Origin of the sequence: Enterococcus sp. RIT-PI-f, from assembly GCF_001297065.1 — a bacterium.
Lineage (GTDB): Bacteria > Bacillota > Bacilli > Lactobacillales > Enterococcaceae > Enterococcus_D.
In genome coordinates this window covers 169,213-191,134 of record NZ_LHOX01000017.1, presented here as the reverse complement: position 1 = coordinate 191,134, position 21,922 = coordinate 169,213, and the positions used below count along the sequence as shown (strand labels likewise).

23 protein-coding genes are annotated in these 21,922 nt (G+C 42.6%); 20 read left to right on the top strand and 3 right to left on the bottom strand.

Annotation, left to right across the window (positions count from 1 at the left end):
* The first annotated feature begins 3 nt into the window (after positions 1 to 3).
* Together AEQ18_RS10825 and AEQ18_RS10820 are read left to right on the top strand one after the other, a co-directional pair.
* Complete coding sequence (locus AEQ18_RS10825; protein WP_054116354.1) at positions 4 to 813, top strand: MetQ/NlpA family ABC transporter substrate-binding protein; 810 nt, start codon at positions 4 to 6, stop codon at positions 811 to 813.
* A 173-nt stretch (positions 814 to 986) separates the two neighbouring features.
* A complete protein-coding gene (locus AEQ18_RS10820) occupies positions 987 to 2,567 on the top strand; it encodes a peptide chain release factor 3 (protein WP_054116353.1) in 1,581 nt (526 codons plus the stop codon).
* 73 nt (positions 2,568 to 2,640) lie between these two features.
* On the opposite strand, the gene AEQ18_RS10815 is transcribed toward AEQ18_RS10820, so the two are convergent.
* Positions 2,641 to 2,955, bottom strand: coding sequence for a DUF1827 family protein (locus AEQ18_RS10815; RefSeq protein ID WP_054116352.1), 315 nt, complete (start codon positions 2,953 to 2,955; stop codon positions 2,641 to 2,643).
* Positions 2,956 to 3,103: 148 nt separating this feature from the next.
* Positions 3,104 to 5,344: an ATP-dependent Clp protease ATP-binding subunit gene (locus AEQ18_RS10810; protein ID WP_054116420.1), complete on the bottom strand. Its 2,241-nt coding sequence runs from the start codon at positions 5,342 to 5,344 to the stop codon at positions 3,104 to 3,106.
* A gap of 253 nt (positions 5,345 to 5,597) precedes the next feature.
* Here AEQ18_RS10810 and AEQ18_RS10805 point away from each other — a divergent pair, with 253 nt between their 5' ends.
* From AEQ18_RS10805 to AEQ18_RS10775, 7 genes are all read left to right on the top strand, one after another.
* Positions 5,598 to 5,789 (top strand): hypothetical protein, encoded by a 192-nt coding sequence (locus AEQ18_RS10805; RefSeq protein ID WP_054116351.1) that lies wholly within the window; start codon positions 5,598 to 5,600, stop codon positions 5,787 to 5,789.
* A gap of 160 nt (positions 5,790 to 5,949) precedes the next feature.
* Positions 5,950 to 6,216 (top strand): phosphocarrier protein HPr, encoded by a 267-nt coding sequence (locus AEQ18_RS10800; protein WP_003126335.1) that lies wholly within the window; start codon positions 5,950 to 5,952, stop codon positions 6,214 to 6,216.
* Positions 6,216 to 7,943 carry a phosphoenolpyruvate--protein phosphotransferase gene (ptsP, locus tag AEQ18_RS10795; RefSeq protein WP_054116350.1) on the top strand — a complete coding sequence of 576 codons (1,728 nt, stop codon included), beginning with the start codon at positions 6,216 to 6,218 and terminating at the stop codon, positions 7,941 to 7,943. The genes AEQ18_RS10800 and ptsP overlap by 1 nt, the downstream gene beginning before the upstream one ends.
* 232 nt (positions 7,944 to 8,175) lie before the next feature.
* The gene (locus tag AEQ18_RS10790; protein ID WP_054116349.1) at positions 8,176 to 9,186 is read left to right on the top strand and encodes a glycosyltransferase family 4 protein; all 1,011 of its coding nucleotides are present in this window, start codon (positions 8,176 to 8,178) and stop codon (positions 9,184 to 9,186) included.
* Between the two features lie 28 nt (positions 9,187 to 9,214).
* Positions 9,215 to 10,447 carry a glycosyltransferase family 4 protein gene (locus tag AEQ18_RS10785; protein ID WP_054116348.1) on the top strand — a complete coding sequence of 411 codons (1,233 nt, stop codon included), beginning with the start codon at positions 9,215 to 9,217 and terminating at the stop codon, positions 10,445 to 10,447.
* Between the two features lie 74 nt (positions 10,448 to 10,521).
* Positions 10,522 to 11,397 carry an NAD(P)-dependent oxidoreductase gene (locus AEQ18_RS10780; protein ID WP_054116347.1) on the top strand — a complete coding sequence of 292 codons (876 nt, stop codon included), beginning with the start codon at positions 10,522 to 10,524 and terminating at the stop codon, positions 11,395 to 11,397.
* Positions 11,398 to 11,480: 83 nt separating this feature from the next.
* On the top strand, positions 11,481 to 11,711 hold the full coding sequence (locus AEQ18_RS10775; RefSeq protein WP_054116346.1) for a YkuJ family protein: 231 nt from the start codon (positions 11,481 to 11,483) through the stop codon (positions 11,709 to 11,711).
* A gap of 86 nt (positions 11,712 to 11,797) precedes the next feature.
* Here the strand turns inward: AEQ18_RS10775 and AEQ18_RS10770 are convergent, their stop codons facing one another.
* Complete coding sequence (locus AEQ18_RS10770; protein ID WP_054116345.1) at positions 11,798 to 12,751, bottom strand: GIY-YIG nuclease family protein; 954 nt, start codon at positions 12,749 to 12,751, stop codon at positions 11,798 to 11,800.
* A 302-nt stretch (positions 12,752 to 13,053) separates the two neighbouring features.
* Between AEQ18_RS10770 and fabT the strand changes: the two genes are divergently transcribed.
* From fabT to AEQ18_RS10715, 11 genes are all read left to right on the top strand, one after another.
* Positions 13,054 to 13,494 (top strand): fatty acid biosynthesis transcriptional regulator FabT, encoded by a 441-nt coding sequence (fabT, locus tag AEQ18_RS10765; protein ID WP_054116344.1) that lies wholly within the window; start codon positions 13,054 to 13,056, stop codon positions 13,492 to 13,494.
* A 9-nt stretch (positions 13,495 to 13,503) separates the two neighbouring features.
* Positions 13,504 to 14,466, top strand: coding sequence for a beta-ketoacyl-ACP synthase III (locus AEQ18_RS10760; protein WP_054116343.1), 963 nt, complete (start codon positions 13,504 to 13,506; stop codon positions 14,464 to 14,466).
* Positions 14,467 to 14,526: 60 nt separating this feature from the next.
* On the top strand, positions 14,527 to 14,751 hold the full coding sequence (locus AEQ18_RS10755) for an acyl carrier protein (RefSeq protein ID WP_003126345.1): 225 nt from the start codon (positions 14,527 to 14,529) through the stop codon (positions 14,749 to 14,751).
* Positions 14,752 to 14,870: 119 nt separating this feature from the next.
* A complete protein-coding gene (gene fabD, locus AEQ18_RS10750; RefSeq protein ID WP_054116342.1) occupies positions 14,871 to 15,794 on the top strand; it encodes an ACP S-malonyltransferase in 924 nt (307 codons plus the stop codon).
* Between the two features lie 9 nt (positions 15,795 to 15,803).
* Complete coding sequence (gene fabG / locus AEQ18_RS10745) at positions 15,804 to 16,541, top strand: 3-oxoacyl-[acyl-carrier-protein] reductase (protein WP_054116341.1); 738 nt, start codon at positions 15,804 to 15,806, stop codon at positions 16,539 to 16,541.
* Positions 16,542 to 16,553: 12 nt separating this feature from the next.
* A complete protein-coding gene (fabF, locus tag AEQ18_RS10740; RefSeq protein WP_054116340.1) occupies positions 16,554 to 17,792 on the top strand; it encodes a beta-ketoacyl-ACP synthase II in 1,239 nt (412 codons plus the stop codon).
* Complete coding sequence (gene accB, locus AEQ18_RS10735) at positions 17,793 to 18,272, top strand: acetyl-CoA carboxylase biotin carboxyl carrier protein (RefSeq protein WP_054116339.1); 480 nt, start codon at positions 17,793 to 17,795, stop codon at positions 18,270 to 18,272.
* 3 nt (positions 18,273 to 18,275) lie between these two features.
* Positions 18,276 to 18,704 (top strand): 3-hydroxyacyl-ACP dehydratase FabZ, encoded by a 429-nt coding sequence (gene fabZ, locus AEQ18_RS10730; protein ID WP_054116338.1) that lies wholly within the window; start codon positions 18,276 to 18,278, stop codon positions 18,702 to 18,704.
* A gap of 7 nt (positions 18,705 to 18,711) precedes the next feature.
* Entirely contained in the window at positions 18,712 to 20,076 is a 1,365-nt protein-coding gene (locus tag AEQ18_RS10725; protein WP_054116337.1) for an acetyl-CoA carboxylase biotin carboxylase subunit, read from the top strand.
* A 12-nt stretch (positions 20,077 to 20,088) separates the two neighbouring features.
* Positions 20,089 to 20,958 (top strand): acetyl-CoA carboxylase, carboxyltransferase subunit beta, encoded by an 870-nt coding sequence (gene accD, locus AEQ18_RS10720; protein ID WP_054116336.1) that lies wholly within the window; start codon positions 20,089 to 20,091, stop codon positions 20,956 to 20,958.
* A complete protein-coding gene (locus AEQ18_RS10715; RefSeq protein WP_054116335.1) occupies positions 20,951 to 21,736 on the top strand; it encodes an acetyl-CoA carboxylase carboxyl transferase subunit alpha in 786 nt (261 codons plus the stop codon). The genes accD and AEQ18_RS10715 overlap by 8 nt, the downstream gene beginning before the upstream one ends.
* Positions 21,737 to 21,922 lie beyond the last annotated feature (186 nt).

The following is a 21,922-nucleotide window of genomic DNA, read 5'->3' as shown; positions in this document are numbered from 1 at the left end:
AAAATGAAAAAAGGTTTGGTAGTAAGTGTAGGGGTATTGGCATTAAGTTTGTTGGCTGCTTGTGGCTCAACGAATAATGAGAGCAGTGATGATAAAGTCATTAAAGTGGCATCGCAAACCACCCCCATGACCGATGTGGTCAAAGTGGCTGGCGAAGCAGTAGAAGAAGGTTGGACGATCGAGCTGGTGCAAGTCAATGACAACATTCAGTACAACGAATTGCTGAATAATAATGAAGTAGATGCCAATTTTGCGCAGCATCAACCGTATATGGAAAAATTTAATGAAGAAAAAGACGCCCATTTGGTGGCGTTGGATAAAATCTACAATGCGAAAGTCGGCTTCTATTCAAAAGCGTACACAGATATTGCCGATATCCCAGAAGGCACGAAAGTCGCACTGCCAAACGATGTGTCAAATGAAGGGCGTGCATTGGCGATTTTGGCCGAACAAGGATTGATCACTCTCAAAGACGGTGTTGGTGTTAACGGCACATTGAAAGACATCACAGAGAATCCGAAGAATTTTGAATGGTTGTCGGTAGATTTGCTGAATCTAGCCGAAGCTTATGAAGAACCTAACGTATCCTTGGTTTATAACTATCCCACATATATCGCGAAAATCGGGTTGAAACCTGAGGATGCGCTATTTTTAGAAAAAACCATCGATGATCGATTTGCCATTTCATTAGTTGCTCGGGAAGACAATCAAGATTCTGAGAAGATCAAGGTCTTGCGAAAAGCAATGACGAGTGACAAGGTCAAAGAATTTCTAGAAAAAGACCATAGTGATACATTGGTGCCAGCTTTTTGATCGACGGCATTGCGATGATACCCATTTCGACGTTTCTTTACAGAAGAACGAAATGGGTATTGTTGCTTTTTTTCTTTTTTCTGGCCTATTTCCATGATATACTGATTTGGTCGGAAATCTTACAGAGGGTTCCTCTGTTCATACGTAAATAAAGAAATGGAGTTACATAAACAATGGATAACCCAAAATTAAAACAACAAGTTGATAGTCGTCGGACCTTCGCGATCATCTCCCACCCGGATGCCGGGAAAACAACCATCACTGAGCAGCTGCTTTTGTTTGGTGGCGCCATTCGTCAAGCAGGAACTGTCAAAGGGAAAAAGACAGGCAACTTTGCGAAATCTGACTGGATGGAAATCGAAAAACAACGTGGTATCTCAGTCACTAGTTCTGTGATGCAATTTGACTATCAAGACAAACGGGTCAATATTTTGGATACACCTGGACATGAGGATTTCTCAGAAGATACTTATCGAACATTGATGGCTGTCGATAGTGCAGTCATGGTGATCGATAGTGCCAAAGGGATCGAAGCCCAAACCAAAAAACTATTTCAAGTAGTTAAAAAACGCGGTATTCCAATTTTTACTTTCATCAACAAGTTAGATCGTGACGGTCGTGAACCATTAGAGCTGTTAGAAGAATTAGAAGATTTATTGGCGATTGAATCTTTTCCAATGAACTGGCCGATCGGTATGGGGAAAGGGTTGGAAGGTTTATATGACATCCACAATCAACGGATTGAGTTTTACCGCCCGGACAACCATGGCGGCGAACGGTTGGTAACCTTGGATGACGAAGGGCATTTGCCTGCTGACCATCCATTTAGTCAAGATGGTCTTTTCCAGCAAGTTTTAGAAGAAGTAGAATTGCTGCAAGAAGCCGGCGATTCATTTGATACCGAAAAAATTGCACGAGGAGAACAAACACCTGTCTTCTTTGGTTCAGCATTGACAAACTTTGGTGTGCAGACATTCTTAGAAACGTTCTTACAATTTGCACCAGCTCCTTATGGGCACAAAACATTGGCGGATACAGAAGTCAGTCCCTATGAACCAGAAATGTCCGGCTTTGTCTTTAAGATTCAAGCCAATATGAACCCAGCCCACCGTGACCGGATCGCATTTGTCCGTATTTGCTCAGGTACCTTTGAGCGAGGTATGGATGTGACTTTAGAACGGACAGGCAAGAAAATGAAACTGAGTAATGTGACGCAATTTATGGCGGATACGCGCGAAAATATTGAAGAAGCCGTTGCCGGGGATATTATCGGTGTATATGATACGGGAAATTACCAAATCGGTGATACGATCTACGAAGGAAAATTAAAAGTTGCCTACGAAGAATTGCCTTCCTTTACACCAGAATTGTTTATGAAAGTCACAGCCAAAAATGTGATGAAACAAAAATCATTCCATAAAGGAATCTATCAATTGGTTCAAGAAGGCGCGATCCAGTTATACAAAACTTACTTGAGTGATGAGTATATCATTGGTGCCGTTGGTCAATTGCAGTTTGAAGTATTCCAATACAGAATGTTGAACGAGTACAATGCAGAAGTCATCATGACGCCGATGGGGAATAAAATTGCGCGCTGGATCGATCCGAAAGACCTAGATGAACGCATGAGTTCAAGCCGGAATATCTTAGCCAAAGACCGTTTTGACCAACCACTGTTCTTATTTGAAAATCAATTTGCGATGCGTTGGTTCGCAGATAAGTATCCGGATGTTGAACTGAAGAGTTTGATGTAAGAAACGTTGATTAAAGGCAAAAAAATATATCTATAAAAGAGGGCTGCAACAGTCACCTTTTATAGATATTTTTTTATTTGCTAGAAGAGGTTAAATTTTTTTGGATCGAAATCTCTACTACGTCCGGCATCTGGATCACTGAAATACTGGCAGGGTCATATGAGCCTTCAGGTAATTTTTTCAGGAAATAATCTTTGATCTCGTCGATTTCCGTCGGACGGATATTTCGTTTTTTGTTGATCAGCAAAATTTCATTGTGGTATGGGGCAGAAGTAAAGATCACCGTTGTATCACCAGCAGTGTAAACCTTTACAAGTTCCGCATCCGTATTTTCTAACTGATTCATTACTAGTCGAGAATGGCTGTTGGTCACATTAATCAATTTCACCAGACTCACCTCACATTCTATGTATTTATTAATAACATTATAGGGCGTTTTTTTTCAAAAGAAAAGCCAGACAACTCAGAAAATCCAAATTTTTTGGGTAACATAGTTGTCTGGCGTCGAGGGATTGACTTATGAACGCATAGTCAAGTTATTCTTGTTCATTTTCACTTGTGATTTCTTGAGGTTCCTCCGCAGTACTTTTTGCGGTCACGATGATTTTGTCTTCGTCATCGATTGCTGCTTGCAGCGTACGTAAGTCTGGATGTTCTAGATAATACTCAGCGATGCCATCTTCGATTTGATCTTGGATCGTCCGACGTAAAGGACGGGCCCCCATAGTTGCGCTATAGCCGAGGTCGACCAATTTTTCTTGGACATCTTGTGGGACATCGATCGAAATTTTTTGCGGTTGCAGCGTTTGGTTGACTTCATCCAACATCAAGGAAACAATCGATAACAAGTTTTCTTTGCTCAATGATTGGAATTCGACGATTCCGTCGAAGCGGTTCAAGAATTCAGGTGTAAAGTAATTATTCAATTGATTCAAGACGGAGCGGGTGATGCCTTCTCTGGCGGCACCAAAACCAACATTGGCTTCGACTTTGCCTGTACCTGCATTGCTGGTCATAATGATCAACGTATCCTTGAAGCTGACGGTTCTGCCTTGCGCGTCAGTCAATCGGCCATCATCGAGGATTTGCAAGAACATATGCAATACATCTGGATGGGCTTTTTCGACTTCATCCAATAAAATCAAACTATATGGATTACGACGCACTTTTTCAGTCAATTGACCAGCTTCTTCATAGCCCACGTAGCCTGGAGGCGAACCAATCAGTTTTGCCACGCTATGTTTTTCCATATATTCTGACATGTCAAACCGAATCATTGAATCTGCGGAACCGAATAATTCATAGGCCAATTGTTTGGCCAATTCCGTTTTTCCGACACCCGTTGGACCCACGAATAAGAAGGAACCGATTGGTCGATTTTGTTTGCCTAGACCGACGCGATTGCGGCGAATGGCTTTGGCTACTTTATCGATGGCTTCTTCCTGACCAATAACTTTGGCTTTCAGGTCATCCGCTAAATTTTTCAATTGGGTTTGTTCTTTTTCTTTCAAATCACCGACAGGGATATTGGTCCGTTCTTCAACGATTTGTTCCATGTCTTTTTCTGTGATAACAGGCGTTTCCTCATCACTGATCTGACGTTCTTTCATTTTTTGCAATTTATTGATCTGATCGCGATAATAGGCCGCTTTTTCGAAGTCTTCTTCTTGAGAAGCAGCTTGTTTTTGCGCTTCAGCTTCTTGCAGTTTTTTATCGATCATTTTAGGATCGACGATTTGGATCGTTAAGTTTTTCTTTGAACCCGTTTCATCCAACAAGTCGATCGCTTTATCTGGTAAGAAACGATCTTGGATATAGCGATTTGATAAAGTTGCTGCAGCTTTGATCGCTTCATCGGTATACCGCACATGATGATAATCTTCATATCGCGGTTGCAGACCTTGCAAGATTCGAATGGTTTCTTCAACTGTTGGTTCATCAACACGAACCGGTTGCAAACGTCTTTCTAATGCTGCATCTTTTTCAATGATGCGGTATTCGTTTAGAGTAGTTGCCCCAACCATTTGCAGTTCTCCGCGGGCAAGTGCTGGTTTCAAGATGTTGCCGGCATCCATGTTGCCATCACCAGCAGCACCTGCGCCGACGATTTCATGGACTTCATCGATAAATAGAATGACGTTTTCCGCTTGTTTGATTTCTTCAATCAATTTTTGGATCCGTTCTTCAAACTGACCGCGAATCCCGGTGCCTTGAACAAGGGAAGCCACATCTAATCGGATGACTTCTTTGTCCATTAATTTTTGCGGCACATCGCCGTCAACGATTTTTTGGGCCAATCCTTCAACAACAGCCGTTTTACCGACACCTGGTTCACCGATCAAGACTGGATTGTTTTTGGTACGGCGATTTAAGATTTCGATCACCCGTTTGATTTCATTGTCGCGCCCGACAACGGGATCAACTTCACCGTCACGAGCCATTTGGGTGATATTGATGCCATATTCGCCTAATAACCCATTGGCTGCTTGGTTGGTACGTGGCGGCTGACCGCCTACAAATCCATTGCCGCCTGTTTGTGTCGGAGGCGTTTGGTCGGAGGGGTTTCCTTGCTGCATTTGGCGTGACATTTGACGAAATAGATCATCTAAGTTTCCAAAACCAAATGGATCTTGCGCCATCGCGGCGGCAGCATTTCCTGATTGAGATTTTAATTTTTGATAACAACTTTGACAATAATCTAATTGTTTTCTTTGACCATTGACATTGGCATACAAATGAATCGACGCTTCATTTTTACCACAATTTTGACAAAGCATAGATACACGACCTTTCTGATGTTTATCCTGCATCCCTTTAATCTCCGCCAATGTTTTGGCTGATTGTATGAGGGAGGGCCATTCATCAATGTAACCATTGACCTTTACTGACCATACTTCTATTATACTGACTTTTTGTCAGACTGCAACCATTTAAACTTGATCATTTTAAGACAGCGGCTGACTTTTTTAAGCAACTTTTCAAGTGGTCATATATCGCATATAATAGAAGCAAAGAGGTGAACGATAACTTATGGAAAACATCGATTTCAACACCAGCATCAATCAATTACGAAGTGGGGAGATCAAAGAGCTGCTCGTGACGCAACCGCAATTTTTGGCTTTTCGCGATGTCTGGCTGCAATGTGAAGATCGGGTCAAATTCGTTGGAGAAGCTGGTCTGAATGGAAATATCATTTATCGATATCTGCCAGAAAATAAATAAGCGATAGATTTCAATCGTTTATTTAAGAGAAAACGGTTGTCTAACTAAGAAAAAAATGGTAATCTTAACAGTTGAAAGGGTAATTTTTTAATCGTGCTTTTGCCACGAATAAAAAGATGCCTTCACACAAAAAAATGGTTCATAAGGGAGATTGATCAATATGGAAAAGAAAGATTTTCACGTAGTTGCTGAGACAGGTATCCACGCACGTCCAGCTACATTATTAGTACAAACAGCAAGCAAATTCAACTCTGATATCAACTTAGAATACAAAGGCAAATCAGTAAACCTTAAATCAATCATGGGTGTTATGTCATTAGGCGTTGGCCAAGGTTCTGACGTAACGATCACTGCTGAAGGTGCTGACGAAGCAGATGCAATCGCTGCAATCGTTGAAACAATGAAAAAAGAAGGTTTGTCTGAATAATGGTTGAGATGCTAAAAGGAATTGCTGCTAGTGATGGCGTTGCCGTTGCGAAAGCCTACCTGTTAGTACAACCTGATTTATCTTTTTCGAAAGTAACAGTTGAAGATACGGCAGCAGAGGAAACACGTTTAGATGAAGCGTTAGCTAAGTCGACAGCGGAATTGCAACAAATCCGTGACAAAGCTGCGCAAACACTAGGCGAAGCAGAAGCACAAGTATTTGACGCGCATTTAATGGTTCTTTCAGATCCAGAAATGATCGGTCAAATCAAACAAAACGTGGCAGACAACAAAGTCAATGCTGAAGCAGCATTGAAAGAAGTGACTGACATGTATATTGGTATGTTTGAAGCAATGGATGACAATGCTTACATGCAAGAACGGGCTGCGGATATCAAAGATGTTGCAAAACGTATCTTGGCGCATTTGCTGAATGTAACCTTGCCGAATCCTTCAATGATTGATGAAGAAGTCGTTGTGATTGCCCATGACTTGACACCAAGTGATACAGCGCAATTGGACCGCAACTTTGTCAAAGCTTTTGTTACAGATATCGGTGGACGTACATCTCACTCTGCAATCATGGCGCGGTCTTTAGAAATTCCAGCGATCGTTGGAACGATGGAAATCACCGCAAAAGTGAAAGCAGGAGATATTATAGCTGTAAATGGGATCGTTGGCGATGTGATCGTGAACCCAACAGAAGACCAATCAGCTGAATTTATCAAAGCAGGCGAAGCTTACGCTGAACAAAAAGCAGAATGGGAAAAATTGAAAGATGCTGAAACAGTGACCGCTGATGGCAAGCACTTTGAATTAGCTGCAAATATCGGTACACCTAAAGATTTAGAAGGTGTGCATAACAATGGTGCAGAAGCAGTCGGTTTATACCGTACTGAATTCTTGTACATGGATTCTCCTGATTTCCCAACAGAAGAAGACCAATACAAAGCATATAAAGCAGTTTTAGAAGGAATGGCTGGAAAACCAGTTGTTGTCCGCACAATGGACATCGGTGGAGATAAAGAACTTCCTTATCTTAAATTGCCTCATGAAATGAATCCATTCTTAGGTTATCGCGCATTGCGTATCAGCTTGTCTGAACTAGGTGACGATATGTTCCGTACGCAATTACGTGCTTTGCTTCGTGCATCTGCACATGGAAATCTACGTATCATGTTCCCAATGGTGGCAACATTGAAAGAATTCCGGACTGCGAAAAAAATGTACGATGAAGAGCGTCAAAAATTGATCGATGAAGGTGTTGAAGTTTCTAATGATATCCAAGTTGGTATCATGATCGAAATTCCAGCTGCAGCTGTTTTAGCAGACAAATTTGCTAAAGAAGTTGACTTCTTCAGTATTGGTACCAATGATTTGATCCAATACACAATGGCTGCCGACCGAATGAATGAGCGTGTATCTTACTTGTACCAACCATACAACCCATCAATTTTACGTTTGATCAAAAACGTGATCGATGCAGCGCATGCTGAAGGTAAATGGGCTGGTATGTGCGGCGAAATGGCTGGGGATCAAACAGCTGTACCGTTGCTTGTAGGTATGGGCTTAGATGAATTTTCAATGAGTGCAACCTCTGTACTAAAAACACGTAGCTTGATGAAACGCTTATCTACCACAGATATGCAAGAATTAGCAAAACGTGCTTTAGAAGATTGTGACACAATGGAAGACGTTGTGGCATTGATCGAAGAGTATGTCAAATAAGCAAACATATTAAGGCAGTAAGCTTTGGCTTACTGTCTTTTTTTATATGTTGACACCTGGTGAATCAACGAACAGTTTTGTCATATCATACCTATAATCGTTGCTATTTTTAGTGATTCCAGTATCATGGAGAATAGGAACACGCAGTATCTAGGACCTTGGTAGGAGTGTGTCTGCTATTGGCTATGCTATACTTATATGTAGACAACCGCAGCACAAGGAGGAGTTATGTTTGAAAGTACTTCTTTATTTTGAAGGAGAAAAATTATTAGCGAAGTCAGGAATTGGCAGAGCTTTAGCCCACCAGCAAAGAGCATTGACCGATGTTGGCATCGACTATACATTAGACCGACACGCAGAGGATTATGATATTTTGCATATCAATACCTATGGTGTGAATAGTTTGCACATGGTCAATAAAGCCAAACGGCATGGGAAGAAAGTCATTTACCACGCCCATTCAACAGAAGAAGATTTTCGGAATTCATTTATTGGTTCGAATCAGTTATCGCCATTATACAAAAAATATTTGATCAATTTATATGCCAGAGCCGATCAGTTGATCACTCCGACCCCTTATTCTAAAGAATTATTAACAGGATATGGCTTGACTGTCCCTATCAAAGCGATCTCAAACGGCATCGATTTGGCAAAATACCAACCCAATGTGGAAAAAGAACAAGCCTTTCGCGATTATTTTAAGATTGATCCGGATCAAAAAGTCATTATTTCAGTAGGGTTGTTTTTTGAACGCAAAGGAATTTTAGATTTTGTGGAGATTGCCAAACAATTGCCAGAGTATACCTTTATTTGGTTTGGTCACACGCCGATGATGACGATCCCCAAAAAAATACGGGACCTTGTCAACGGGGATCACCCAAGCAATGTGCGCTTCCCAGGTTATATTAAAGGAGACATCATTGAAGGTGCGTATTCCGGGGCTGATTTATTCTTTTTTCCTTCATATGAGGAAACAGAAGGCATCGTCGTACTTGAAGCGCTGGCGAGCAAACAGCAAATTTTGGTAAGAGACATCCCTGTGTATCAAGGTTGGCTCAAAGATGGTGAAAATAGTTATATGGGAAGAAATAACCTTGAATTTGCAGCCAAGATCAAGGCCCTCCTCAACAATGAATTGCCTGACCTAACAGATGCCGGCTATCGTACGGCGCAAGAGAAAAGTATTGATGCCATCGGCAAGGAGCTGCAATCAGTCTATCAGGAAGTATTGACAAAGAATTAGCAATCATGCAGAGTTTGGAGGTACCGTTTTGAAAATCGGATTTTTCACAGACACTTATTTTCCGCAAGTTAGTGGTGTCGCGACATCAATCAAAACTTTAAAAGAAGAGTTAGAAAACAAAGGCCATAAAGTCTACATCTTTACGACAACCGATCCCAATGCAGCATTAGATGAAGAAGACATCATTCGGATGCCAAGCGTCCCCTTCGTCTCCTTTAAGGACCGGCGAATCGTTGTCCGCGGCATGCTTTACGCCTATTTGATCGCCAAAGAGTTGGAACTGGAATTGATCCATACCCATACTGAATTTGGTGCCGGCATGTTAGGGAAGATGGTCGGCAAAAAAATGCAGATCCCAGTGATCCATACGTATCATACGATGTATGAAGATTACCTGCATTATATTGCCAATGGGAAGGTCTTGCGTCCAGCCCACGTCAAGTATTTGTCCCGCTTGTTCGCCAACCATAGTACCGGTGTGGTTTGCCCTAGCGAACGGGTGATCGACACATTACGGGGCTATGGCGTGGTCTCTCCAATGCGGATCATTCCTACGGGGATCGAAGTAGAGAAATTTAGGCGGCCGGATATTACAGAAGATATGAAAAACGCCTTGCGACAGCAGCTTTCGATCGATGAAGACCAACCCATGCTTTTATCCCTCAGTCGCATCTCTTATGAGAAAAATATCCAAGCGATCATTGATGGGATGCCAGAAATCATTGCTGCGATTCCGAATGCTAAATTGGTGATCGTTGGCAAAGGTCCCCATAAAGAGAAACTCGAAGAAAAAGTCATTGACATGCAATTATCTGAACATATTTATTTTGTTGGCGAAGTTCCAAATGATGAAGTGGCCATTTATTATCACGCAGCTGATTACTTCGTAAGTGCATCAACTTCTGAAACACAAGGTCTGACCTATACAGAAGCGATGGCAGCTGGAACGCCGTTAGTGGTCGAAGGCAATGATTACCTCAACACATTGATCGATGATCCTTCCTTAGGTGTCACGTATCAGACAGATCAGGATTTTGCCAAAACCTTTATCGCGTATGCGCAACAACAGATTCCTTCAGATCCTGAGGTCTTGCGCCGTAAAATGTATGAAATCTCCGCATTGCGGTTTGGTGAAACCATGCTCTCTTTCTATCATGATATGGTGGCCTATTATGAAACAGCTGAATTAGCAAAAGAAACAGAACAAACATTGGAAAAATTTAAAGTTAGATTGAAATCATTCCGACGCACAGGGGAATAAAACAGAATATTTTCTCAAGTTCATGGTTTTAGCGTATACTAAAAGCATGAACTTTTTTAATTGGAGGAATGATCATGGATTTAGGTTTTATCGGAACAGGCGTCATGGGTCAATCAATGGTAGGACACTTACTCGCAGCTGGGCATCAGGTCGCTGTGTACAATCGTACCAAAAGCAAAACAGACAGCTTGATTGAGAAAGGTGCAACATGGTATGATACCCCAACAGATGTGGCGGCGCATAGTGAGATTGTTTTTACGATGGTCGGCTATCCTAGCGATGTCGAAGAAGTATATTTTGGGTCCTCAGGGATCTTTCAAACGAATATCAAGGGGAAGGTGCTCGTGGACTTTACGACTAGTACCCCAGATTTAGCTGAAAAAATTGCCCAAGAAGCCGCAAGTAAAGGTGGCGCTAGTCTTGATGCGCCTGTTTCAGGTGGAGATTTAGGGGCACAAAATGCTACACTAACCATCATGGTCGGGGGAGATCAGGCTACTTATGCACGCGTACTCCCTTTGTTTAAGATCGTAGGGAAAAGTTATCAACTTCAAGGTGGACCAGGCAAAGGACAGCATACCAAGATGGCCAATCAAATCATGATCGCAGGTACCATGACAGGATTGACCGAAATGCTAGTTTACGCCCAAGCAGCAGGCCTTGATTTACCGCAAGTCATCCAAACCTTGTCTGGCGGCGGCGCAAATAATTGGTCAATGATCAATTACAGTCCGAGAATTTTAAAAGAAGACTATTCACCGGGCTTTTTCGTTAAACATTTCATCAAAGATTTAGGGATTGCCTTAGATGAAGCAGCAAAAATGAATCTAGATTTGCCAAGTACGAGATTAGCCAAATCACTCTACGATCAGTTGGCGGATAAAGGCTTTGAAAATGATGGTACCCAAGCCCTGATTAAACTTTGGTGGCAAGATGGAAAAAAATCGTAAAATCTCAAAAAAAATCGCAAAAATCAATGCATGTTAGAGGATGTTTTGATACAATATAACGGACAGAAAAAGGAGGCTTACGAATGAAAAGTTCGCAATTAGTCGCTATCATCAAACGTTTAGAAGCGATGGTCGAAGCGCAAGACAGTGAAGTTCAAGTACGACGTTTTGAAAAAGAAGGCGTTGAAAAATGTACCGTTACGTATGATCATTCTACTGAAACGTTTGAATTAACGGAAGCAGAAACAAATCAACCTTATCAGTTTGACAATGTTGATATTGTAGCCATGGAAATCTATGATTTGATCCAATAAGAAAGGCATCCCCTTTCTATACAAGTATCATCCAATCATATCAAAAGGAACTAAAAGAGATCGATGATCCCTTTTAGTTCCTTTTTTTAGCTATTTTCCTGTCTGAAAGCCTCTCGCATTTTGGTATCATCTTGAAAATGAATCAAGATACAAACTGGATCAAGGTCGGCATTGGTCATCAGGCGCGGTTCCAACGAACGCTTGATCGGTTGAAACCGGCCAACCCCACGACAAATCTCGCTATGAACGATTTGTCCAAATTGGATTTGATAACATTTGATCAACTGTTTGTCAGAACCCTCCTTTGATAAAAGCGGGGCGGTGACTAGCAACTCTGGACTATGCCAAAAAGTATTGATCTTGCAGATTTCTTGATAAAAGCTGCGGGCCGCCTTGCACCGTTGATGCAGCTTTTGTGCTTCTTCGAATAATAAGTGATCTGTCAAATAGCTGAGGCGTTGTTCACACAAATCAAAAAATCCTGTCTCTTTTCCGACAAAAAACTGATTGATTTCATGCCACTTATCCGATTCAGATAAGGCTTTGACTAAAGGCAGCTGTGCCTCGATCCGCATACGGGTCACAGGGTTGATACACTGGAGCTGATACGTTTCGCTAAGCAATTCTGCCAGCATCGGCAGTTGCTTGACACGTCTAAATGGTCCAACGGCATATGGTGTTCTTGCAGCTTGTGGCTGAAATGTATGATGACTAAGATCAAGATAAGCATAATTAGCTGCATGATTCATTTGGCGATTATACATGGGATGCAGTTTTTGGATCAGTTGACATTCTAATAACAAAGCATCGAGCTCGGTATCAACGCCAATGGTATCAAAATCAGTGATATTATGGACCATCCGAATGGTTTTACTGGTGTGTTGTTGGTTTTTTCGAAAATAAGAAACGACCCTTGCTTTCAAGGATTTGGCTTTGCCGACATAGACAATGCTTCCATGCGCATCTTTCATTAGATAAATTCCTGGTGTCTCAGGCAAAGCATTTGCTTTTCGCTTCAGTTCTTCTATATGTATATTCATGTGGTTCCCTCGTTTCATCTCAAATCGTAGCAGAAGAACCCTTTGATAGCAAGGCTTTCAATCAAAAAGCTGTGCAATCAATGGAGAATGGAGGATTACTTTGGACATCAAAGAAAGTTGGCAAGCGTAAGTCAAAAGATTTGTCAACTCAAAGGAAATCATTTCTTAGAAAATGGGTGGAAAAATAAAAATGTCCTTAAAAAAAGCAAAAGTTTAAAAATGTTCTTGCAATTCTCAATGACTTTCGATATAGTTTGACTATCAAATGATTTGATTATCAAAGTATTCGGATGGTGAACACTATGGAACCCAATTTAGAAACAGTCAATGACTATTTAGTCAGTGTCTTTAATGATATTTTAGTGATCGAAGAATCTGAATTGAAAAAATCAGAATTTAATGATCTTTCTATTACTGAAATGCATACCATCGAAGCAATCGGGATGTACAAAAAGAAGACAACGACTGAAGTTGCAAAAGAACTATCAATCACTGTTGGGACATTGACCATCGCGATCAATCGTTTGGTAAAGAAAGAATATGTAGAACGCATCCGCAGCGAAGATGATCGGCGCGTTGTTAAGTTGGCGCTGACCAAAAAAGGAAAGCTGCTTTTTCGGGTCCATCAGCATTTCCATCGAGAGATGGTCAAAGGCGTGCTGAGTCAAATGGATGCTGAAGAAGAGAAAGCTTTACTGAAAGCATTAAAAAACCTGCACAGCTTTTTACAAGAGTATAAGTGAGAATAGTTGATGAATATGTTTGGAAAAATTACCGCAACTGCAAGTTACGTACCTGATAAGATCGTCACGAATGATGACTTATCTCATTTGATGGATACATCAGATGAATGGATCTATTCCAGAACAGGCATCAAAGAAAGACGCATATCTGTTGGAGAGAATACATCAGATCTTTGTGGGAAAGTAGCTGTCAAACTACTGGATGAAGCGAATGTAAAGCCTGAAGAACTTGATTTTATTTTAGTGGCCACGATCACACCTGATTTCAATACACCGGCAGTTGCCTGCCAAGTGCAAGGGATGATCGGCGCAACAAACGCTTTTGCTTTTGATATCAGTGCTGCCTGTGCAGGATTTGTCTATGCCTTGTCAATGGCAGAGAAGTTGATCAGGACCGGATCGAAAAAAGGTTTGGTGATCGGCGGCGAAGTGTTATCAAAAGTATTAGATTGGGAAGATCGTTCTTCCGCCGTATTATTCGGTGATGGTGCAGCAGGGGTCTTTATAGAAGCATCCACCAAGCAGCATATCATCAAAGAAAGCCTTAAAGCTGATGGCACAAGAGGCATGTCTTTGACCTCTGGCTTTCGCAGCAATCAGAATCCTTTTTCAACCAATGCACCGGCGTATCACGCTTGTATGCAAATGGTAGGACGAGAAATCTTTGACTTTGCAACAAGAGATGTCGTTTCATCGATTGCCGAAATCATTGAAAATGAAGAAGTCGATTATTATCTGCTGCATCAAGCAAATGCCCGTATATTGGATAAAGTGGCGCGTAAGTTAAAACAACCTCGGGCACAATTCTTACAAAATATGCAGCATTATGGCAATACTTCAGCGGCTTCGATCCCAATATTACTGGATGAAGAAGTCAAAAAAGGCACACTGACATTGGGCAGTGGACAACACGTGGTGTTCTCAGGATTTGGCGGCGGATTGACATGGGGAACCATGCTCGCAGCCTTATAAACCTGTTCACATATAAAAAACGAAAAATAAGATTAAAACACACATTGGAGGAAACAACACATGGTATTCGAAAAAATTCAAGAAATCGTAGCAGAAGAATTAGGTAAAGAAAAAGAAGAAATCAAATTAAACACAAATATCCAAGAAGATTTAGAAGCAGATAGCTTAGACTTATTCCAAATCATCAACGAGATCGAAGACGAGTTCGATGTGAAAATCGAAACAGAAGATGGTATCAAAACAGTTGAAGATTTAGTTAAATATGTAGAAAAACAACAAGCATAAAACAAAGGCTAGGCAAACAGCCTAGCCTTTCCTTTTCATGTTGTAAGAACACGTTGATCAGTCTCAGCGATCAAACCATGTTCTCCAATCCAAATGATGTAAAGATAAAGGAGTCCAAGATGAAAACAGCTTTTCTATTTAGCGGACAAGGCGCGCAGTATATAGGGATGGGCCAGGAATTGTATCAACAAGAAGCGATCGTACGCCAAACCTTTGATGAAGCCAGTGATATCCTCGGTTATGACATGGCTGCGCTATGCTTTGAAGAAAATGACCGTTTAAATCAAACAGAATATACCCAACCGGCGATTTTAACCGTTAGTGTCGGTTTTTGGCGTGTGCTGCAGCAACAAGGGATTCACGCAGAGGCGATGGCTGGCCTTAGTTTAGGCGAGTATACAGCTTTGGTAGCAAGCCGTTCAGTGACATTTGCTGATGCGGTAGCGTTGGTACAAAAGCGTGGCAGATTCATGACGGAAGCGGCGCCGGCTGGCACTGGGAAAATGGTGGCAGTCATGAACACGCCCGCAGAAACGATTGAAGCCATTTGTGCAGAAGCATCAAGTGTTGGGATCGTTTCACCAGCCAATTACAATACACCGCAACAAATCGTCATTGGTGGAGAAGCACCTGCAGTTGATCATGCCGTTGCGTTATTGCAAGCGGCAGGCAGCAAACGGATGATTCCATTGAATGTCAGTGGACCATTCCACACAGCATTGTTGGCACCAGCGGCAGAGCAGTTAGCCAGCGAATTGACCACGATCGGTTTCGATCAGCCGCAAGTACCAGTGATCAGCAACACGACAGCAGAACCAATGGCCTACGAAGAAATCAAAGACTTACTGACCCGTCAAGTCAAGTCACCTGTTCGTTTCTATGAAAGTATTGCTACCTTGAAAGCCTTAGGGATTGAGCAAATCGTAGAAATCGGTCCAGGCAAAGTCTTGAGCGGATTTATGAAAAAAATCGATAAAGATATCCAAACCATGCGTGTAGAAGACAGTCAAACACTGGCGGACACACTAGCAAAGTTCAATTAGGAGGAATATATGGAGCTACATAACAAAAACGTCTTTGTTACAGGCAGTTCTCGCGGGATCGGCTTCACGATTGCGAAAGCTTTTGCCAAAGAAGGTGCCAATATCGTGTTGAATGGACGCAAAGAGATTCCGCAAGATTTGATTGCAGAAATCACCCATTTTGGCGTCAAATGTGTCGCGATCAATGGAGATATTGCTGACTTTGATCAAGCAGCGCAAATGCTGGCAGATGCCGAAGCGGCTATTGGACCCATTCATATATTGGTCAATAATGCGGGGATCACCAATGATAAATTATTGTTGCGTATGAAGCCTGAAGACTTTGATTCGGTGATCAAAATCAATTTGACCGGAACGTTCAATATGACGCAACATGCAATCAAAAAAATGATGAAGCTGCGGGAAGGCCGGATCATCAATTTGACCAGTGTCGTTGGTTTGACCGGCAACATTGGCCAAGCCAATTATGCAGCTAGCAAAGCCGGTGTCATTGGCTTTACGAAATCAGCCGCCCGTGAAGGCGCTGCTAGAGGCATCACGGTCAACGCCATCGCGCCTGGCTTCATTGAAACAGAAATGACAGCAGTGTTGTCAGACAAGGTCAAAGAACAATCGATCGCAGCGATTCCGTTACAACGATTTGGCTCAACGGATGATGTTGCAAATACAGCGGTATTTTTAGCCAAAAGCCCCTATATCACAGGTCAAGTCCTCAGTGTAGACGGTGGCATGGCAATGCAAGGCTAGGAGGAAAAGAATATGAATCGAGTTGTCATTACAGGGTATGGGGTCACATCTCCAATCGGAAATGATCCAGAAACCTTTTTAGCAAGTTTACAAAACGGAACCAACGGCATCGCGCCAATCACCAAATTTGATGCAGAAGCGACTGGGATCACTTTGGCAGGAGAGGTCAAAGATTTCCCGCTAGAAAAATATTTTGTCAAAAAAGATACCAAACGAATGGATCTTTTTTCGATCTACGGGATTTATGCAGCTTTAGAAGCCATGAATATGGCTGATTTACATGCAGAATCGATCGATGCCGATCGTTTTGGTGTGATGGTCGGTTCTGGGATCGGCGGCTTGCCAACGATCCAAGATCAAGTCATTCGCATGCATGACAAAGGTGCCAATCGCGTATCACCAATGTTCGTGCCCATGTCGATCGTCAACATGGTTGCAGGGAATATTGCATTGCGTGTCGGGGCCAAAGGTATCTGCACAACAACCGTTTCTGCCTGTGCTTCCGGTACGCATTCCATTGGCGAAGCATTCCGCAATATCAAACACGGCTATGCTGATGTGATGATTGCTGGTGGATCAGAAGCCACGATTTGTGAAATCGGTATCGCTGGTTTCGCTTCATTGACAGCATTGACCACAGAAACAGATCCGAATAAAGCCTCTGTGCCATTTGATAAAGACCGTAGTGGTTTTGTCATGGGAGAAGGTGCGGGTGTTTTCGTCCTTGAATCTTTAGAACATGCGCAGCAACGGGGCGCAACGATTTTAGGTGAGGTTGTCGGTTATGGCGCCAATTGCGATGCATATCATATGACAGCGCCGAACCCAGATGGTTCTGGTGCAGGAAAAGCAATGAAATTGGCTATGAACGAAGCGGGCATCACGCCAGCTGAAGTAGGCTATATCAATGCTCATGGAACAAGCACCCCAGCCAATGATAGTGCAGAAGCGACATCGATCCAATATGGATTAGGCGAAGATTACCGCAAGCCGTATGTCAGCAGCACAAAATCAATGACAGGACATTTATTAGGTGCAGCAGGTGGAATCGAAGCCATTGCGTCATTGTTGGCTTTGCAGCATCAATTTATCCCACCAACCATCAACGTCACAGAACAAGATCCTGCGATTGATTTGAATGTGGTCAAAAACCAAAGTCAACCAGCAGAATTAACCTATGCATTAAGCAACTCACTAGGATTTGGCGGACACAATGCCGTCATTGCTTTGAAACGTTGGGAGGAAGCATAATTGGAAACAAATGAAGTAAAAGATTTGTTGGCACAATTTGATCAATCAACTTTGACTGAATTACATTTGAAAAAAGATACGTTTGATTTATATTTCAATAAAAATACCACTAGCGGCTATCATCCTGCCGCAAATGAGTCTGCGGCCGCACCTGTTGCCGCACCAGCCGCACCGATCCAAACGACAACTGCCGCCGCGCCAACAGCACAGACTGTTCCAACGGAAAATACGATCCCTGATGGGAAAGAAGTAGTCTCACCATTGGTAGGTGTTATTTACTTGAAACCTAGCCCTGACAAAGACAACTTTAAACAAGTTGGCGATCAAGTGAAAAAAGGCGATATCTTATGTATTGTCGAAGCAATGAAAGTCATGAATGAGATCGTCAGCGACGTTGATGGCGAATTGGTATCAGTTCTAGTAGAAAGTGAACAAATCGTTGAATACAATCAACCATTGTTCCGGATAAAGGAAGGGTAATCTATGACTGCATTAACGATCCAAGAAATCAAAGAAATCATTCCACACCGCTACCCAATGTTATTGGTAGATCGCGTAGAAGAATTAGAAGAAGGCAAACGTGTTGTTGCCAAAAAAAATGTGACCATCAACGAACCATTCTTTCAAGGGCACTTTCCTCACGAACCAGTGATGCCAGGTGTGTTGATCGTTGAAGCGATGGCGCAAGCAGGTGCTGTTGCACTCTTGTCCTTGCCTGATTTTAAAGGCAAAACTGCTTATTTTGGCGGTTTAGACAAAGCGAAATTCCGTAAAAAAGTCACACCAGGCGATACATTGATCTTAGAAGTAGAAATAATCAAAGTGAAATCTGCAGCTGGCATCGGCAAAGGGATTGCTTATGTTGACGGCAAAAAAGTCGCTGAAGCAGAATTAACTTTCATGATTGGATAGGTGAAAGATGTTTTCAAAAGTATTGATCGCAAACCGCGGTGAAATAGCCGTACGTATTATTCGCGCTTGTCGCGAACTAGGTATTCAAACGGTAGCTGTCTATTCGGAAGCAGATCGAGAAGCACTGCACACCGAACTTGCGGATGAAGCTATCTGTATTGGACCAGCAAAAGCAGCAGACTCTTATTTGGATGTACAGCAAATTTTGAGTGCAGCCATCGTTACGAAGGCTGAAGCGATTCACCCTGGATTCGGTTTTTTGTCAGAAAATAGCCGTTTTGCGGCGATGTGTGAAGAGTGCAATATTGTCTTTATCGGACCAAAAAGCGAAACGATCGATGCCATGGGAAATAAAATCAACGCCCGTCGATTGATGATCGAAGCCAATGTTCCCGTTATACCTGGCAGCGAAGGGGCAATCTCCGATGTGACTGAAGCATTGACGATCGCCGAGGAAATCGGTTATCCAGTGATGTTGAAAGCCGCAGCGGGCGGTGGCGGAAAAGGGATCCGTAAAGTCATTGACAAAGAGTCATTGCCGCAACACTTCGCATCCGCGCAACAAGAAGCGAAGGCAGCCTTTGGCAATGATGAAATGTATATTGAGAAAATCGTATATCCAGCCCGACATATTGAAGTCCAAATTCTAGGTGATTCTTTTGGCTCGATCATTCATTTAGGTGAACGGGATTGCTCATTGCAGCGAAACAACCAAAAAGTTTTAGAGGAATCGCCATCTGTGGTGATTTCCGAAAGCAAGCGGGCCGAAATCGGATCAGCTGCTGTTCGAGCGGCTGAAGCCGTTTCTTATCGAAATGCCGGTACGATCGAATTTTTGATGTCCGATACAGGTGAATTCTATTTTATGGAAATGAACACCCGTATCCAAGTCGAACACCCAATTACCGAAATGGTCACCAATGTCGATCTCGTGAAAAAACAATTGGAGATTGCGAGCGGCGAGCCGCTTGGACTGAAACAAGAGGACATCAAAATGACTGGCACTGCCATTGAATGTCGAATCAATGCCGAGAACCCAGCGTTTAATTTCGCCCCATCTCCAGGTAAAATCAATAATCTGTTTCTACCAGCAGGAGGTCTAGGTGTGCGGGTGGATAGCGCCATGTACTCAGGGTACACGATTCCACCGTATTATGACTCGATGATCGCCAAAGTGATCGTTCACGGCGAAAATCGTTTTGAAGCCTTGATGAAAATGCAACGGGCTTTAACAGAACTTGTGACAGATGGTGTGATCACCAATGCAGAATTTCAAATGGATTTGATCAGCCATCCAAAAGTGATCGCAGGAGATTATACAACGGCCTTTTTACAAGAAGAATTTTTGCCAAATTGGTCACCTGAACAATAGGAGGGAAAATGAATGGCCTTATTCAAAAAGAAAAACTACATTCGTATCAATCCTAATCGTGGTCAATTGCCAACCAACGAACCAACAGTTCCAGATAACTTATGGGCGAAATGTCCTAGTTGCAAACGAACCTTATACACCAAGGAGATGGGGGCTGAAAAAGTATGTCCTCATTGTGGGTATAATTTTCGAATCAGCGCCTGGGAACGGATCGCGATCACTATTGATGAAAAGAGTTTCGACGAGTGGGATACAGATGTCGTAACAGAAGATCCCCTCGATTTTCCAGGTTACCAAGAGAAGATTGCCGTGATGCAAGAAAAGACGGGATTACATGAAGCGGTTTTGACAGGTGAAGCCAAGATCGAAGGCACATCCGTCGCAATCGGTATCATGGATGCCAATTTTATTATGGGCAGCATGGGAACTGTCGTCGGTGAAAAAATCACCCGCTTGTTTGAACGGGCAGTGGAAAAACAATTACCTGTCGTCCTCTTCACGGCTTCAGGCGGTGCTCGGATGCAAGAAGGAATCATGTCCTTGATGCAAATGGCCAAGATCTCGGCAGCGGTCAAACGCCATAGCAATGCTGGCTTATTCTATCTGACGGTCTTAACAGATCCAACAACAGGTGGTGTGACTGCCAGCTTTGCGATGGAAGGCGATGTCATCTTAGCTGAACCACAAGCGCTGATTGGCTTTGCCGGTCGTCGTGTGATCGAACAAACGATCCGTCAGGAATTGCCAGAGGATTTCCAGAAAGCAGAGTTTCTGCTGCAGCACGGTTTTGTTGATCAAATCGTGCCACGCACAGCATTAAAATCAAAGATCGATCATTTGATTCGGTTACACACAATGAAAGGGTGGGGCAGTCATGCATAAAACAGCAGATGAAATCGTTGAACTGGCCCGCCATAAAGATCGCTTGACTGCGTTGGATTACTTTGAATCCGTCTTTACTGACTTTGAAGAATTTCATGGTGATCGCTTATTTGGCGAAGATGAAGCTGTGGTAGGGGGGATTGCTTGTCTTGATGATAAACCAGTCACCGTCATCGGGATCCAAAAAGGCCGAAATTTGCCTGAAAATTTGAAACGCAATTTTGGGGCTCCCCATCCAGAAGGCTATCGTAAAGCCTTGCGTTTGATGAAGCAAGCCGAGAAATTTGGTCGACCAATCGTCACCTTGATCAATACTGCAGGGGCTTTTTGCGGCATTGGCGCAGAAGAACGAGGCGAAGGCGAAGCAATCGCCCGCAATTTATTTGAGATGTCTGATCTGCGCGTACCAATCCTGGCAATCATTATTGGTGAAGGCGGCAGCGGTGGTGCGTTAGCATTGGCCCTCGGAGATGAGGTCTGGATGATGGAATACTCGATCTATGCGATCTTATCTCCTGAAGGCTTTGCTTCGATTTTGTGGAAAGATGGCAGTCGTGCCAAAGAAGCTGCCGGCTTGATGAAAATCACAGCCCACGAGTTGCAAGCTTTAGGGGTAGTCGAGTCAGTGATTCCTGAAACACAAGGAGAAACAGTGTTGAGCAAGGAAGCAATCGCAGCGGATCTTAGACAAATGATCTCAAACAAATTAACTGCATTATCCGCATTGACTACGGATGAGTTGATCCAGAAACGTTACCAGCGTTTTAGAAAATTTTAATGCAAAGACCTACTGATTACGGGCTATTTTCAGTAGGTTTTTTGCTGCCTAAAAGAGAGAAGTACAGGTTTCGGCAATCAAACGCAATGAATAGTTATAAAATACTAAGATTATTTATTAAAATTTTTGTTTAAAAAAAGGTACTAATGTGATAATATGTATATATTCTGAATATACGAAGTATAA

Bases quoted from the DNA above. Each gene is read 5' to 3' on its own strand.
- AEQ18_RS10725 (WP_054116337.1), top strand. From the start codon at position 18,712: ATGTTTTCAAAAGTATTGATCGCAAACCGCGGTGAAATAGCCGTACGT.
- accD (WP_054116336.1), top strand. From the start codon at position 20,089: ATGGCCTTATTCAAAAAGAAAAACTACATTCGTATCAATCCTAATCGT.
- AEQ18_RS10820 (WP_054116353.1), top strand. From the start codon at position 987: ATGGATAACCCAAAATTAAAACAACAAGTTGATAGTCGTCGGACCTTC.
- fabD (WP_054116342.1), top strand. From the start codon at position 14,871: ATGAAAACAGCTTTTCTATTTAGCGGACAAGGCGCGCAGTATATAGGG.
- AEQ18_RS10825 (WP_054116354.1), top strand. From the start codon at position 4: ATGAAAAAAGGTTTGGTAGTAAGTGTAGGGGTATTGGCATTAAGTTTG.
- AEQ18_RS10810 (WP_054116420.1), bottom strand. From the start codon at position 5,344: ATGCTTTGTCAAAATTGTGGTAAAAATGAAGCGTCGATTCATTTGTAT.
- fabG (WP_054116341.1), top strand. From the start codon at position 15,804: ATGGAGCTACATAACAAAAACGTCTTTGTTACAGGCAGTTCTCGCGGG.
- AEQ18_RS10760 (WP_054116343.1), top strand. From the start codon at position 13,504: ATGAATATGTTTGGAAAAATTACCGCAACTGCAAGTTACGTACCTGAT.
- AEQ18_RS10775 (WP_054116346.1), top strand. From the start codon at position 11,481: ATGAAAAGTTCGCAATTAGTCGCTATCATCAAACGTTTAGAAGCGATG.
- fabF (WP_054116340.1), top strand. From the start codon at position 16,554: ATGAATCGAGTTGTCATTACAGGGTATGGGGTCACATCTCCAATCGGA.
- AEQ18_RS10780 (WP_054116347.1), top strand. From the start codon at position 10,522: ATGGATTTAGGTTTTATCGGAACAGGCGTCATGGGTCAATCAATGGTA.
- ptsP (WP_054116350.1), top strand. From the start codon at position 6,216: ATGGTTGAGATGCTAAAAGGAATTGCTGCTAGTGATGGCGTTGCCGTT.
- AEQ18_RS10755 (WP_003126345.1), top strand. From the start codon at position 14,527: ATGGTATTCGAAAAAATTCAAGAAATCGTAGCAGAAGAATTAGGTAAA.
- AEQ18_RS10800 (WP_003126335.1), top strand. From the start codon at position 5,950: ATGGAAAAGAAAGATTTTCACGTAGTTGCTGAGACAGGTATCCACGCA.
- AEQ18_RS10805 (WP_054116351.1), top strand. From the start codon at position 5,598: ATGGAAAACATCGATTTCAACACCAGCATCAATCAATTACGAAGTGGG.
- AEQ18_RS10770 (WP_054116345.1), bottom strand. From the start codon at position 12,751: ATGAATATACATATAGAAGAACTGAAGCGAAAAGCAAATGCTTTGCCT.
- fabT (WP_054116344.1), top strand. From the start codon at position 13,054: ATGGAACCCAATTTAGAAACAGTCAATGACTATTTAGTCAGTGTCTTT.
- AEQ18_RS10715 (WP_054116335.1), top strand. From the start codon at position 20,951: ATGCATAAAACAGCAGATGAAATCGTTGAACTGGCCCGCCATAAAGAT.
- fabZ (WP_054116338.1), top strand. From the start codon at position 18,276: ATGACTGCATTAACGATCCAAGAAATCAAAGAAATCATTCCACACCGC.